The organism is Streptomyces sp. ICN903 (assembly GCF_022015835.1).
Classification (GTDB): domain Bacteria; phylum Actinomycetota; class Actinomycetes; order Streptomycetales; family Streptomycetaceae; genus Streptomyces; species Streptomyces fenghuangensis.
The window spans coordinates 23,661-38,433 of record NZ_JAKMAY010000014.1 but is presented as its reverse complement, the minus strand read 5'-3'; the positions used below and the strand labels follow the sequence as shown (position 1 = coordinate 38,433).

Annotated in this window: 12 protein-coding genes; 10 read left to right on the top strand and 2 right to left on the bottom strand. The window is 73.1% G+C overall.

Annotated features, from left to right (window positions below; genetic code table 11):
* Together L7D48_RS02995 and L7D48_RS02990 are read right to left on the bottom strand one after the other, a co-directional pair.
* The coding region (locus L7D48_RS02995) for an SAM-dependent methyltransferase (protein ID WP_237877091.1) at positions 1 to 818 on the bottom strand (818 nt) is incomplete at its 3' end.
* Between the two features lie 45 nt (positions 819 to 863).
* A complete protein-coding gene (locus L7D48_RS02990; RefSeq protein WP_237877089.1) occupies positions 864 to 1,433 on the bottom strand; it encodes a DUF2867 domain-containing protein in 570 nt (189 codons plus the stop codon).
* A 381-nt stretch (positions 1,434 to 1,814) separates the two neighbouring features.
* On the opposite strand from L7D48_RS02990, the gene L7D48_RS02985 reads away from it, so the two are divergent.
* From L7D48_RS02985 to L7D48_RS02940, 10 genes are all read left to right on the top strand, one after another.
* The gene (locus tag L7D48_RS02985) at positions 1,815 to 1,997 is read left to right on the top strand and encodes a thiocillin/thiostrepton family thiazolyl peptide (protein ID WP_237877087.1); all 183 of its coding nucleotides are present in this window, start codon (positions 1,815 to 1,817) and stop codon (positions 1,995 to 1,997) included.
* Between the two features lie 526 nt (positions 1,998 to 2,523).
* Positions 2,524 to 3,069 carry an alpha/beta fold hydrolase gene (locus L7D48_RS02980; RefSeq protein WP_374490803.1) on the top strand — a complete coding sequence of 182 codons (546 nt, stop codon included), beginning with the start codon at positions 2,524 to 2,526 and terminating at the stop codon, positions 3,067 to 3,069.
* Entirely contained in the window at positions 3,062 to 5,701 is a 2,640-nt protein-coding gene (locus L7D48_RS29360) for a lantibiotic dehydratase family protein (protein ID WP_237877086.1), read from the top strand. The genes L7D48_RS02980 and L7D48_RS29360 overlap by 8 nt, the downstream gene beginning before the upstream one ends.
* The gene (locus L7D48_RS29355) at positions 5,698 to 6,720 is read left to right on the top strand and encodes a lantibiotic dehydratase C-terminal domain-containing protein (protein ID WP_237877084.1); all 1,023 of its coding nucleotides are present in this window, start codon (positions 5,698 to 5,700) and stop codon (positions 6,718 to 6,720) included. The genes L7D48_RS29360 and L7D48_RS29355 overlap by 4 nt, the downstream gene beginning before the upstream one ends.
* Positions 6,707 to 7,822: a lantibiotic dehydratase C-terminal domain-containing protein gene (locus L7D48_RS02965; protein ID WP_237877082.1), complete on the top strand. Its 1,116-nt coding sequence runs from the start codon at positions 6,707 to 6,709 to the stop codon at positions 7,820 to 7,822. Before L7D48_RS29355 ends, L7D48_RS02965 begins: the two co-directional genes overlap by 14 nt.
* Complete coding sequence (locus L7D48_RS02960) at positions 7,819 to 9,468, top strand: SagB family peptide dehydrogenase (protein ID WP_237877080.1); 1,650 nt, start codon at positions 7,819 to 7,821, stop codon at positions 9,466 to 9,468. The genes L7D48_RS02965 and L7D48_RS02960 overlap by 4 nt, the downstream gene beginning before the upstream one ends.
* Entirely contained in the window at positions 9,465 to 11,168 is a 1,704-nt protein-coding gene (locus tag L7D48_RS02955; protein WP_237877078.1) for a hypothetical protein, read from the top strand. Before L7D48_RS02960 ends, L7D48_RS02955 begins: the two co-directional genes overlap by 4 nt.
* Complete coding sequence (locus L7D48_RS02950) at positions 11,165 to 13,120, top strand: TOMM precursor leader peptide-binding protein (RefSeq protein WP_237877075.1); 1,956 nt, start codon at positions 11,165 to 11,167, stop codon at positions 13,118 to 13,120. The genes L7D48_RS02955 and L7D48_RS02950 overlap by 4 nt, the downstream gene beginning before the upstream one ends.
* Positions 13,098 to 14,447: a cytochrome P450 gene (locus L7D48_RS02945; RefSeq protein WP_237877073.1), complete on the top strand. Its 1,350-nt coding sequence runs from the start codon at positions 13,098 to 13,100 to the stop codon at positions 14,445 to 14,447. Before L7D48_RS02950 ends, L7D48_RS02945 begins: the two co-directional genes overlap by 23 nt.
* Positions 14,423 to 14,773: hypothetical protein (locus L7D48_RS02940; protein ID WP_237877071.1), on the top strand; the 351-nt coding region annotated here is incomplete at its 3' end. The genes L7D48_RS02945 and L7D48_RS02940, both read left to right, overlap by 25 nt.

Sequence of the window (14,773 nt, the reverse complement as noted above, 5' to 3'; positions counted from 1 at the left end):
AGGTCGGCCCTGATCAGCCAGGTGCGGGCGGCTCCGGGGACGTCGCGCGGTGGGGTGCGGGGGACCAGGCGGCCCTCTGCCTCGGGCAGGTGGCACGGTTCGTGGACGGCGGCCCGCCAACCTCGGCGGGCGAGCCAGGTCTCGGGATCGGCCACCCCGGAGAGCCACGGCCGGCCCTCGTCGCGCATCGTGCGCAGCCACTGCTGCATCCACGGTGCGCGGTACAGGTCGGTGTTCACCTGCTCCAGGCACAGGACGCTGCCGGGCGCGGACAGTTCGGTCACCTGATCCACGACCGCGTCCACCTGGTCCCCGGTCAGGTAGTAGAGGACCCCCTCGGCCAGCCACGCGGTCGGCAGGTCCTCGCGGAATCCCGCCTCGGCGAGCGCGGCCGGCCAGTCGCCGGTGAGGTCGCCGGACACCGGCACCCGGCGGCACCGCGCGGTGGCCGGACCGTGGCGGGCCAGGAACGCGGACTTCTCCTCGATCGCCTCGGGGAGGTCCACCTCGTAGAGGGTGACGCCGGCGGGCCAGGGCAGCCGGAAGGCCCGGCCGTCCAGGCCGGCGGCCAGCACGACGACCTGTCGGGGGGCGCCCTCGGTCACGGCGCGCAGCAGGCAGTCGTCGAAGAACCTGGTGCGCACGGCGAGGACATCGAAGCGTGAACTCGGCTCGGAACGCAGCCCGGCGTACAGTTCCGGGTCGGTGCGCCGGAGGTACTCCACCGCGAGCGAGTCATCGAACAGGCGGTCGGGCCGGAGCGATTCGGCTGCCCTGGCACAGGCGATCCAACGGGCGGTTTCGGTCAGACTTGACATGGGGCCCTTCTCACGTGCGCCGGTCTACAGCCGTCCGGCGGGCCGTCACCGATCTGCGGCCGTCTCGCGGCCGTTCGTTTCGCCTCCGTCGCCGACGGCCCGGCTCAGCCCGCGGCGGAGCGACTCGTGCAGGAGCTGGGTCTGGTTGTGGCGGAACTGCTCCCAGTAGGCGTCGCCCGCCTTGTTCCTGGTGCGCAGGACGACACCGATGAAGGCCTTGCCGTCCGCGACGACGAAGGACATGCGGTGTTCCAGGAGCGCGTCGGTGTCGCCGAGGAGCACCTCGTCCTCGCTCGCCTCGAACACCTCGTAGGGGCCGAGCCGGCCGCCCACTTCGGGCAGGGGCTGTTCCCGGCCGTCGCGCATGGTGTTGGGCTTGACCCCCAGGGGGCGCAGGAGCACGCCCTGGACGCGGATCCACAGATCGACCAGCCGGGACGCCCGCTCGGGCGTCAGGCCGGGGCGGTCCATGGTCAGGCGCGCCAGCTCTCTCGCATCAATCCTGCCGTTCCCCGGAATTACTGCTTCCGCTGCTTCGGCGTGCGTGTATTCACCGCTGTCGCGGAAACGTGCGAGGGCGGTGCCGTCCGGAATCGAGCAGGTTCCTACCTTCATCGGAGATCCCCCATGGGTGGCGTCGTCGCGGTCGGCGGTTGGAAGGATGCCAAAGTCGGGCCACCGAGTGCGTCCTGCGGTCAATGGCAGATAAACGCGTCACGGGGCGCAACCGTACCGGCGGCTGGTCTGTTGGTACAAGACCGCATCACAAGGGGAGTGTGATGTACGTCACAGGGGCTTGTGGTTGTGATTGGAAAACCATGGATACGGATGTGGTGTGGCTCGAACGGTCCTCTTGATGACGGGGAGTGGCCGTGCTTATCCTCGAACAGGCCCGGGCAGAAGGGTCCGGGGGAGTCGTGCTGTGTTTTCCTGCTGCCGGCTCATGTGCGGCGCGAAGTACGCGATCCGCATCTGTTTTTGGAATGGGGGAACGGCATGAGCGATCTCGCCGTCGACCAGAACATCGGTGTCGAAGGCCTCACCGGCCTGGACGTCGACGCCCTGGAAATCAGCGACTACATGGACGAGACGCTGCTCGACAGTGAGGACCTGACCGTCACGATGGTCGCGTCCGCCTCCTGCACGACCTGCATCTGCACCTGCAGCTGCAGCTCGTGAGTTAGTCGCGGACGCGGGGCCTGACCGCGCCGCCCTCGGACCTGCCCGCGCCAATCGAGCAGGTCCGAGGGTTCCGGCTCGGCTTGGATCCTCGCCGAGGTGTCGCGGGAGCCGGCCCTCGCACGGACCGGCTCCCGCGACACCGCCTTCATTATGCCTGACCAGGGCGTATTTCACCACCGTCCGGAGCGTTTCCTCGTCATGCCCTTTTGCGCCGAGCCTTTCGCTGTGGACGGAGGTTCAACTTCCGATTAAAATCGTCGGAAGGGGATCCGGGGCTTTTTCTGCCTGCACTCTGTTTCTGGCGAAAGAAAGCTGGTATCACGTGCGACCCTTAATCCTGGTGCACGGTCTGATGGGTACGGAAGACGCCCATTACGCGAGGTGCCGGCATCTATGGAGCCGCTCCGTCGTCGAAGTACGGCTCCCTGGCCACGGAAGCGAGACTGAAATACCTTCGCATCCGGCCGCGGTGGCGGTGGAACGTGTCCGAAAAGAGATTCACGGACAACCCGAACCACCTTTGGTGGCAGGGCTTTCCTACCTGGGCGCCGCAGTCGCGTTCCGTGCGGCGGAGAACGCGCCCGACGCCGTCGCCGGTGTGATCATGTCCGGGTATTCGTTCTTGCTCTCCCCCGGAACGCTCAACCGCTGGCTCACCGGCTTCACCAGCATGGCGGCCCGGCAGCGGGGCGTCCGGGACCACTTCGCGCAACTGCACGGCGAGAAATGGGAGAAGCTGCTCACCGCGACGTTCGACGAGCTGTCCGACGGCTGCCTGCGGCTGCCCGGCCTGGACGATCTGAAGAGCTTCCGGGCCCCGGTTCACCTCGTCAACGGGGCGCTGTTGCAGAACGAGCGGAACGCGATCGAACCGGCCGCCGCGGCCGGCGCCGACGTCGCGGTCATCGCCGGCGCCGGACACGTCGTACCGGTGGACGCGCCGCGCGTCTTCGTCGCGTCCGTCGAGGACTTCGCCGATCGCGTCGACGCCGGGCGCACCGTCTTCCACGAGCGCCGGCGCGCCGCCGCCCGGGCGGCCGCCGCCACTGGGGAGGAGACCCGTGTCTAGCCCGGGGATCAGGTACGCCGGATACGGCGTCGTGCGTGTGTGCTCCCAACCCCTGGACCTGGTGGACCGGCTCTCCTCGCGAGAGGTCGCCCGGCTCTGCGACGAGTTGGCGCGGGTGCGCCGTGACTGGGCCGAGTGGGCACCGCGGGTGGCCGATGAACTCACCGCCCTCGTCCCCCTCCTGGACGACCGCGACCGGCGGCGTGCGGTGCTCGCCCTGCGCCGCCGCCTGCACCGGGCGGTGGACGTCCCGGAGACCGACCTGCAAACACTCCACCTCCCCGCCTCGGCAGGGGTGGCGGAACTGCGCTCCCTGGCGGCCCGGCGCGAGGAGCTGACCGCGCGGCTGGCGGCCGAGTACGAGGCGGCGCTGGGCACCGAGCAGAAGACGCTCGCCTCCGCGGCCCTCGACCCCGCCCTGCGAGCGGGCGCCCAACTCAGCGCGGACGGCCTGCTGCAGAACATGGACCGCTATGCCACCGGGGTCGCCCACGGCACCGCCCACGGCAAACGGGACCGCATGACCGAGTCGACCGTCCTCAACCTCCTCACCCGCAGCACCCTCAAACCGTCCCCCTTCGGCCAACTGGTCCACACGCAGCCGGTGCTCCTGGAGGACACCCCGGGGGCCGAGGCCGAGAACGGAGACCAGGAACGGGCATCCGTGTGCCGGTTGCCACGGCAGCTGGTGAGCTGGGTGGAACGGTCCCTGGCCGAACAACCGGCGCTGCGGCCGGTGGCCGTGGTACGGCGGGCACCGGTGGTGGGCGCGTCCGCCGACGGTGTCGTCTTCCTCGTCCGAGGCAGGGACGGCACCGAGGTGCCCGCGAGCAAGGAGCGGTTCGTACGCGTCCCGACCGGCCCGGTGGTGACACAACTGCTCACCCTGCCGGCCGACGCCGCCGTGCCCGAGAGAGAGGTGCGGGAGCGGTGCGCGGCCCTGCCCGGCACACCTCCGCAGGACGCCACCGCCCAGCTCGACACCCTGTTCGAAAAAGAGGTCCTGGCCCGTGACCTGAACGTCGGCGACCAGCACCCGCATCCGATCGCACGCCTGACCGAGCTGCTGCCCGCCGACACCGACCCCGCCCTGCGGGAATGCCTGACAGGCCTGGCGACGGCCGAGGCCGCCTTCGGGACGGCCGACACCGACCGGCGCGCACAACTCATCGCCCGTATCACCGGGCACGTCACCGACCTCGCCGCGCTCTGCGGCGTCACCGTGCCCCCCGTCGACACGGCGCGGACCCTCGTCTACGAGGACACCGTGCTGGCCCGGCCGCGCAGTGAGAACGCCGACCGGTGGCGGCGGCACCTGCCCGACCTGGAACCCTGGCACCGGCTGATGCCCGTCTTCGACGACGGCGCACACGTTCGGGCGATCGTCGCCGACGTGGTCAGGACCCGCTTCGGACCCGGCCCGCACCGGCTCCTCACACTCTTCGCGGCGCTGTCCTCACCCAAGCTGCAACCCCTGCTCGCCGAGCGCCTCACCGACCTGACCGCCGCGGTGCCACGGCAACTGCGCGGTCTCCAGGACGCGGTGTTCGACCTGGCCGACCCCGACGGCGGCGACGACGCCGAAGCGGTCGTCGACCCGCGGCACGCCGCACGGCTCGCCGAGCGGCTTCCGCCGTGGATCCCACGCTGGTCGCGGGTCAGCTGGACCGTGCAGCACCACCCGTCCCCCGAGGGCGACCTGCTCGTCGTCAACGGCGGCTCGATCGGCTTCGGCCGGGCCGTCTCCCGCTTCCTGCCCGCCTACAGCGCGGTCGGCGACCAGGGCTTCGGCGACCTGGTCACCGCGGACATCGCCCGCGACGACCACGCGTCGGCGCCGTTGACCGACCTGTCGGCCGTCCTCGGCATCAACGCCAACGTCCACCCCCCGCTCCTCGGCGGCCATCTGCGCTACCCCTGCTCCGCACCCGGACGGGAATGGGGCACGGACACGGGCATCTCCCTGGAGGAGTGCTGGGTCGAATACGACGAGGCCACGGGCCGGCTGCTGCTGCGCCGCGGCAAGGACGGCCCCGTGCTGCGGCTGGTGCCGCTGAACTTCCTCCTCAACGAACTCGCCCCGCGCTTTTACCAGTTCCTCGGCTTCTTCAGCTCCGGCAGCCTTGCCAACCTCGCCTGGTGGGACCGGGTCGACCAGCGCCGCGGCGACCGGCACACCGTACGCCGCTACCCTCGCGTCCGCTCCGGCGGCCTGGTCCTGGCCCGCCGCACCTGGAAGGTGCCCGCACCACTGCTCCCGGACATCACCGACCTGACCGGGACCGCGCTCCTGCGGGAGGCACGGCGCTGGCGGGCGGAACTGGGGCTGCCCGAACGGGTCTTCTACCGCGGCTTCACCCTGCCCGACCCGCTGGTGCCGGTCTCCGCGGAGCGGCGACGCGACTGGACGAGGACCCTCGCACGGTTCCCGACCTCGGCCGAACGCAAGCCCACCTTCCTGGACTTCACCAGCATCACCGGCGTGCGCGCCTGGCAGCGGGCACTGCGCCGGTGCCAGGGCGACATGACGTTCCAGGAGTGCCTGCCGACACCGCTCGGCGCCGACGCCGAACCGATCCGCACCCGGTACACCGAGGAGTTCATCGTCGAGACCACCGAGGGGGCACCGTGAGTCCGGCCGTCACGCAGACCTGGCTGTCCTGCCATGTCTTCCACCACGGCGACACCGACCCGCTGCTGACAGACCTCCTGCTGCCCATGGTCGATGACCTGCGCAGGGAGGGGCGCCTGCTGCGCCACTTCTACCTGCGCCACTGGGAGCGCGGCCCGCACGTCCGGCTGCGCATGCAGGTACCGGCCGAGCACGAGGACGATGTGCGGGACGAGGCGGAGCGCCGCATCACCGCCTACCTGGAACGGCACCCCGGCCCCGACGACACCGACCCGGACCGGCTGCGCGAGGCGCTGCGCCGGCTCAGCGAGCTGGAGCACGGCGACGCCTCGGACGACCGGCTGCGCACCCCCGAACCGCCCAACACGGTGCGCTGGATCGACTACCGGCCCGAACTGGCCAAATACGGCGGCCCCGAAGGCGTCGAGATCGCCGAGGACGTCTTCCACGCCGGCTCCCTGCTGGCCGGACAGGTGCTCCGGCTGGTCCACACCGACCGGGCCCGTCTCGGCATCGCCCTCCAGATGCTGCTCCTGGCCGCGCGGGCGCTCGGCTTCGGCCCCGACGAACGCGCCGTGTTCCTGCGCACCTACCACGAACGCTGGGCCGCCTATGTGACGGACAAGCGCCTGCTCGCCGCCTGGGACGCGCAGTACCGACTGCAACGCGAGACCTACACGGCCCTGGTCGCCGACCTGGACGCGGGCGAGCCGATCGGCAAGGGGCTCGGTGAACGCTGGGAGCGGACGATCGGTGACGCGCTCGAACGGCTGCGCCCCCTCGTGACGTCGGGCCGGGTGTGGCCGGCGGAGACCGACCGCTCGGCGCCCCCCGCGGTCGCCCTCGCCGCCCTCGTCAGCCAGTACCTGCACACCACCAACAACCGGATGAACGTCCGCCCGCAGGGCGAGTGCTTCGTCGCCTACCTGGCCCACCGGGCGGCCACGGAGCAGGCGGCGAGCCGGCCTCGCCCGGCGCCGGCGGCACACGACAGGGATGAACACCATGTCCATCAGTGAACAAAAGGATCTCACCGTCAGCGTCCCGTGGTCGGTGCAGGAGGACCTCCTTCTCGACGTGGTCGCGCCCGCCCTCGACGAGTCCGTGGCACTCGGCGAGACCCGGTCGTGGTTCTACCTGCGGGAGAACCACGGCGGCAGGCCCTTCCTCCGGCTGCGCTTCAAGACCGCCAGCCCCTCGGTCGAACGGCGCCTGAGGGCCCGGATCACCGAGCACATCGGCTCCGCCGGGACCGGCGCCCACAGCGGCGACGTCTTCGAGTACCAGCCCTACAACCACGAGCACGACTGGCTGGGCGGCGCTGCCGCGCTCGGCCTCGCGGAGTCGTTCTGGACCGAGACCACGCCGCTCGCCCTGACCACCCTGCGCGCCACCCGCGGTGACCGGGCGCTGCGTCTCGCCGTGGCCTTCGACTACCTGGTGTGCAGCGGCCTGTTGCTCGCCCCCCGGCTGCCCGAGCCCATCGCCCGGTTCGGCTTCAAGGCGGGCTACCTCTCCTACTTGGCCACGTTCGAGGGTTACATGCTGCTCATCCGGGACCCGGAGGGCACCCGCGCCAAACACGCCCGGCGCTACGAGCAGAACCGCGACCTGCTCCGCCCCCGGCTGCGCGCGCTCGTCGACGCCATGCGCGACCCCGACGGCGACCTGCTCGACGTACCCGACCTCGCCCGCGACTGGACACTGCGGCTGCGCGGCTATCTGCCGGCCATCCAGCAGGGCTTCGACGACGGCCGGTTCTACCTCTACGCCACGCCGCGCAAGGCCGAGACCGCCAAGCTCGCCCCGTCGCCCGACGGCCTGTACCGCAGGCCGAAGGTGGAGTGGCTCGCGGACCTGCCGGAGCCACCCGTGGCCGGCATCCACCGCGCGATCGCCGACAACAAGTTCTACCAGGGCATGATCCGCGAGGACCGACGCTTCCTGGCCTCCCGGCTGGCCCAGGCGTACGCCCACTGGCACCTGTACCGGCTGGGCTTCCTGCTCGCCGACCGGTACACGCTCTTCCACCTGATCGCACGGGCCTTCGAGGAGGAGTACGACCTCGACGCCGCCGAGATCATCCGGTCGGTGCGGCCGGAAGCCGAGGTAACCGGATGACGGCCACGGGCACCGACGCACCGCCGCTCACCCGCGGCGCACAGCGGAGCGAACCGTTCGACGCGGCGGGCGTGGACGCCTTCGTGCGCCGGCTGCGCGGCAGCTACGAGGAGATCCACCCGCGACACTGGCAGATCGACTGGAAGAACATCCCCAGCCCCTTCCGCTGGTACGTCGACCTGCCCCGCACCGATCTGCCCACCCTGCCGCGGGCGGTCGCCGCCGGGGGCCCCACGGCGGCGGCCGCGTTCGCCGACGCCGCCCCCGCCGCCCGGCTCGGCATGCTGCTCCAGGCCGGCTACGGTCTGACCGGCGTGCGCTGGTACCCGGAGGGCATCGCCAAGAGCAGCCCCGAGGAGCCCACGCCGGTCCACCGCAACCCGCACTACCAACTGCGCCGGGCCGTGCCCTCGGGCGGCGTGACGTACCCGGCCGAGTGCTACGTGGCCGTCGCCGGCGTGGACGGCCTGGACGCCGGCGTCCACCACTACGACGCGGTGCGCCACGCCTTGGCGGTGCTCTCCCTCGGGCGGCCCCCGGCGGAGCTGACGCCCCCCGAGGGGTGCGTCCGCCTCGTACTCACCCAGCCGCTGTGGAAGAACCACTTCAAGTACGGCGACTTCTCCTACCGGCTCGGGGCGATGGACACCGGCGCGGTCGTCGGCCAGTTCGCGCTCACCGCCCGCTCCTGGGGCCTGCCGTGCCGGGTCACCTTCGGCGTGGACGAGCGGCGGATCCTCGAATGGCTCGGACTCGACCCCGATCAGGAGGCCGCCCCGGCCGTACTGGACATCACCGTGGGCGACGCACCGGCGGCGGCCGGACTCGGCGAGGCGCCACCGCCCGGCCGGCCCCGCTGGCTGGGAATGACCGCGCCGCCCGGGCCCGGCACCGGCAGCCGCCGGATGCACGGAGCCTGCCTGGCCGCCGCACGCCCCGGCCGGCCCGTCGACCTGCCGCCCGTCGAGCCGGCGGACCTCGCCGGCCGGGTGGATGCCGAGCTGCCCGCCGCGACCCCGCGGCCGCTCGCTGTGGCCGACTCCTGGGGCCGCTCTGCCCTCGGCGAGCAGTTGCGCGGCTCACCGCTGCCGGCGGAGACCCTGGCCGAATGGCTGCCCGAGGTACTCGCCCCGCTCGACTGCGACGTGCCCGGCAGCGAGGACACCCCGATGCACCCGCGGTGCGTGCTGATCGCGAGATCCGTTCCCGGCATCCCGCCCGGCGCCTACCTGCCGCACCGGGACGGGCGGCGACTGTCCCGGCTCGCCGGCGGCGACTTCGGCGCGCCGGCCCAGCGCAGCATGTTCGCCGACTACATGAACATCGGACAGGCCCCGCTGATCGCTGTCATGGTCGGCTCCACCGACCCGCACCGCGGCGCCGGCGGCCCGGTCGGCTACCGCACCCAGCACCTGCTGGCGGGGGTCCTCGCCCAGCGGCTCACGGTGTGCGCGGCCCGCGCGGGCCTGACCGCGCACCCGGTGCTGGGCTTCGTCAGCGGCCTGCTCGACGACGCGCTGGGCCTTGTGCCCCGGCACCTCACGTCTTTGCTGATGGTGCCCGTGGGCACCTACCGCAGGGGCCTGTACCTGGAGAACAGTCTGCGTCCGCTCGCCATGCCGGCGGGCCACGGGGGTGGGGCATGACCGCGAGCCTGCTGCGGCTGCGCAGCGACGCCTACTACATACCGGTGCCGAACGGGGTGTGGATCCGCACCACGGACGGTTCGTTCACACTGAACGGCGGCACGGTCGCGACCTGGATCGAGAGACTCGCCCCGCTGCTGGACCGCGGCGTCGTGCCGGACACCCTGCTCGGTGCCCTCAAACCGGACCAGGCCCGATTCGTGGACCAGCTGCTGAAGGTGCTGGAACAGCGCAAGGTGGTCCGCTGGGAGAACGCCGACACCAACCTCGACGGCTCCACACCGGCGGACCTCTTCCCACAACAAGTGGAGTTCCTGCGGCACTTCACCACCGACCCCGCGGCCGGCCTGGACCGGGCCCGCCGCCACCCGCTGGCCCTGGCCGGCCCGGTCGACCGGGCCGGGCCACTGGCCACGGCGTTCATGGAGAGCGGCTTCGGCGACATCACCCTGCTCGATGCCGAACCCGACGCCGAACTCCTCGAGGTCGCCGAGGACTTCACCCGCCGAGGAGCCCCCGTCCACCTGACCGGCCCCGACACCGACGGCGCGGGACGCACCCTCGTCGGGCTCTTCCCGCCGGCCGCCGAGGAGGAGGCCTGGAGGTTCCTGGACCGGGCCGAAGCCGCCGGCACCGGCGCCTGGGCGGGACTGGTGAGCGGCCAGGCACTGCTGCTGAAAGGGCAGCTGCCCGGATCGGGACGGGCCTGCGTACGGTGCGCCTGGCGGCGCCTGGCCCACCAGGCCGTCGCGCTGCCCCCGTCGACGGGCCTGGGACACGTACCGGTGTCGGTGGCGGCGACGGTGCTCGCCCAGGAGCTGTTCCAGTACGTCGCCACCGGTGACGACGGCGTGCTCGGCGAGGGCGTCGTCGTGGACCTGACCCGGCTCAGCATCTGGCGCACGGCCGTCGACCCGGACCCGGGCTGCCCCGGACACGGCTTCCACACCGGCGCACCGAGCGGCCCCGCGGCCGGCGGCCGCTTCCCCGAGTCGGTCTTCGGCGCGCGGTGCTTCGGCCCGCTGTTCTCCTGCGCTCCCGAACAGCTCCCTCAGTTCCCGCTCACCGCTCTGCGGGTGCGGACCAACCCGCCAGGACGCACCCGGCCGACCGGATCGGCCCACGGACCCGTCATCGTCGCGGAGTCCATGGCCGACGCCCGCGCCGAGGCCGCCCTGACCGCCGTGGAGGCGACGCTGCCGGAAGCCGAGGGCGCATCCGGCACCGCGGCGGGCGTCGGCAGGGACGGGGACCAGGCTTTGGCCCGCGCCCTGCTCCACTGGGCCGACCGGGCCCTGGACGACACGTGCGCCGAACGCCGCCCCGCCGACGCCCGCTCCGAACGAGCGCTGCGTCTGGCGGAACTGGCCGGCCCCGACGTCGACACCCGCACCGAACGCCACCCCAGCGGACTGTGGCGAACCCGCGTCGACGGCGCCGAAGGCACCGTCACACGCACCGGCTTCACCCCCGACCAGGCCGAGGAACGCGCTCTGCTGACCGCGCTGGCCCGAGACCAGCTCAGCGCGGAGGACGCCCGGGAAGCCGTACCGGCGCTGCCGTCCGAGACGGCGCCCGACGCCCGGTCGGTCCGGTCGGTCGCGGTCGCGCTGGGGCTCCTCCGGCGCGAGGTCGCGCTGCCGCCGCTGGTCGCCGGAGAGCTGACGGGTGTGGTGCTGGCCCCAGGGTCCGAGGCATGAGCGGGACGTCGATCTCGCGCCGGGCGGAGGCCCGCACCGACGGTGGCTTCGCGGCACGGCTGCGACGGCTGGTCGCGGAGGTCGCCGACGTGCGCACCGCCGGCGAGGAAGCCCACGGCACGGACCGGTCCGGGGACGGACGGCCGCTCGTCGTCGTGGACCTGTCGTGGGACGCCGACCTGTCGCGTCTCGCGGCGACCGACGCGGTCGTCCTGCCCGTGTACGGGTTGCGCGGCCGGGTCGTCGTGGGCCCGCTGACGCGACCGGGCCGGCCCGGCTGCCCGCACTGCCTGGCGCTGCGCGTCCGGGCGGCGGACGGACCCGACGGCGTCCCGCTGGCCGCAGCGGTCCCGCGCCGCCTGTCCGCCCGCGACGGCGCGTGGCTGCCGCCCGGCGCCGACCGGCTGGCGGCAGCCCTCGTCCGGGACGAGACCGAGCGGCTCGCCGCCGGCCGACCGGCACGCAGCGTCGAGGCCGCCTTCGCGATCGGGCCCGGCCGACCGGCCGGCGACTGGCATCCGGCCCTGCCGCACGCCCTGTGCACCACGCCGCACTGCCGGACCGCGCGCCGCCCGCTCCCGCCGCCGCTGCCCGACCTGTCCCGGCCCCTGCCCGCGACGGCCCCGGGCTCCGCGCGCCGTCACTCCGCCACCCGGTACGCCGAACGGCTGGAGCAGGAGTACCTCGACGCATGGTCGGGCATCACCCGCTCCGCCTCCGTCGGCGAGGGGGCCGCCCTGCCGTCGACCCAGGTGCGGGTGCCCACGGTCTGGGGATTCGACGAGATCGCGATCGGCCGGGCCCAGGATTACACCGGAGCCCGCCCCGCGGCCGTCCTGGAGGGACTGGAACGCTACGCCGGATGGCACTGCGGCGGCCGTGATCCGGTCCGCTTCGCCGCCTACGGCGAGTTGCTCGGCGACGCGGTCGACCCGCGCACGCTGCTCCTCCACCCCGACGAGGCGTACCGCACCCCGGGCTTCGAGTACACGCCGTTCACCCCGGACACGCCGACCGGCTGGGCGGAAGCCCACTCCGCGCTGACCGGCCGGCGCACCCTGCTGCCCTTCCACGTCGCCTACTACGGAGCCGCCCGACGCCCGGAGACCGGCCCCAGATTCGTGTACGAGAACTCCAACGGCTGCGCTCTGGGCTCCGGCACGGAGGAGGCCCTGCTCGCGGCGCTGCTGGAGGTGGCCGAACGCGACGCCTTCCTGTGCACCTGGTACTCCGGCACACCGCTGCCGGAACTCGACCTCGGCCACGTGCGCGGCACCGCCGCCCGCGCCGTGCGCACGGTGCGCCACCGCACCGGCCGCGACCTGCGGGCCTTCCGGGCGGTCGGCGCGTTCGACGTACCGGTGGTGCTGCTGGTGTCGACCTCGAAGGACCCCGACCGACCCGCCACCCTCGTCACCGCCGGCTCGGCCCTCACCACCGAGGGCGCGCTGCTCGGAGCCGTGTACGAGATGGCCGCCGCCGCCCCTGTCATCACCCTGGAGTACCGCCGCCGCCGCCCCGAACTGGAGCGCGCCCTGCACGATGCGGACCTGGTGCGCCGGATGGAGGACCACGCCCTCGTCGCCGCCCTGCCCCAGGCACGGCCCTGGTTCTCCTTCCTCCTCGACGGAGCCCCTCCCGCGGCGGCGTCCGCGCCCGCCCTGTACGAACCGGTCGGCGACGTCGCCGCCGACCTCGGCGCACTGCTGCGGGCCGCACAGCGCGACGGGCAGGAGGTCCTCGTCGTCGACCACACCACCGACGAACTGCACCGACTGGGCCTGAGCTGCGTCAAGGCGGTCGTACCGGGCACGGTGCCGATGACGTTCGGCCACCGGCACCGACGCCTGCCGCCGCCCGAGACCCTCAGCGCGTTCCGGGCCAGGAACGGCTTGGGCCACCGTGCGTTTTCCCCCGAGGAGGTACGGCATGAGCCGCACCCGTTCCCGTGACCCGCAAGCCGCCGCCGCACCCGCGGCCGACGCCGGGCTGAGCCCGCTGCCGGGCGGTCTGGGCTGGACGGTGACCAGCCGGGCCCTGGCCACCCGGCTCCTGGGCGACCAACGGCTGGGCGTTCTGGAACCACAGCCCGTCATGTCGCACCTGGCCACGAAACTGCCCGCCGAACTGCACCCCGCGGTGCGGGAGATCACCGCGTTCGCCGAACGCGTCATGCTCCAGACCGGCCACGACCGGCACATGGTGCTGCGCCGCGCGTTCGGCGGGTTCTTCTCCGCGGACGCCGTCGCCGCCCGCACACCCGGCCTGCGCGCGGACGCGGAGCACATCGTGCAACGGTTCGCCGAGGCCGGAGGCGGCGAGTTCATGACCGCGGTGGCGTTCCCGTACGCGGTGCGCACCGGAGCGCGGCTCATCGGCGTCACGGACGAGGAGTACCGGCGCCTGCACAAGCTCAGCCAGCAACTCGCCCTGGTCGCCTATGCCGCCCGGTTGGAGGACCCCGCGGAGGCGGTCCGCGCCGGGCGAGCCGCGCTCGTCCGCATCCGCGAGACCGTCACCGCGGCGCGGACGGCCGCCCCCGGGACCTCGGTGCTCGGCGCCTGGAACGCCGGTGCGATCGACCTGCCCGACGAGGACGTCGAGGCCAACGCGGTGATGCTGGTCCAGGCGTCTCTGGAGACGGTCGGGGGGATGCTCGGCAACACGGCCGTACGGATCCTCGGTACGCCCGGCGCGCTCGCCGACGCCGAACAGCGCGAACGCCTCCTCGACGACGCCCTGCGGGCCGAACCACCGCTGAAGACGCTGGAGCGGGTGGTGCGCGAACCGATCCGGCTCGACGGCCACGAGCTGCGCCCCGGGCAGATCGTCTCCGTCCGGATCGCCGACGCCAACCGGATGGACGACGACCCCGTGGCCGGGCGTGCCTTGTTCTCCTTCGGCTGGGGCGCCTACCGCTGCCTCGGCGCCCGGCTCGCCCGCCACCAGGCACGAGAGCTGTTCGCCGCGCTGCACCGCATCGCGCCGGACGCCGCTCCGGCCGGCGAGGACAGCGAGCGGATCCGGCACATCCGCTTCGACATGCCGCGCCGGCTGCGGGTCACGTGTACCGCGCCGCCCTCCGCCGACGCGGCGGCGCTCACCCGCGCGCTGACCGAGGCGCTGGAGGAGGACGACCTCGACCGGCCGCTGACCTCGCTGGAGCGCGAGGTGACCTACGTCGTGCTGAAGGAACACGGCGTGACCGTCCCCGAGGATCTGCGGGGCCCGACGACCATCAGGGAGTGGGTGACATGGGCGATCTCGGCGCATGGCTGAAGCGGGCCGAACCGGTGCTGCGCGCCTCCCGCACGGGTGTCGTGACCGAACGCGGCCGTTTCCCATGGCCCGTGCTGCTGCGACGGGCCGAGCGCCTCGCGGCCACCTGCCCCGACACACCCCATGGATGGGTCGTCCCCCCGAACGCCGGTGAACGGTCGATCGTCGCCCTCCTCGCCCTGGGCCTGATGGAACCGTCACCCGACTGGGTCCTGGGCGACCCCGCCCGGTGGGCGCGGCCGGGCACGGCCGCCGCGGACGACGCCGAGTCAGTCGGGCCGCACCGGTCGGGCGACGACGCGCTGATCCCGGCCGGCCCCCACGCC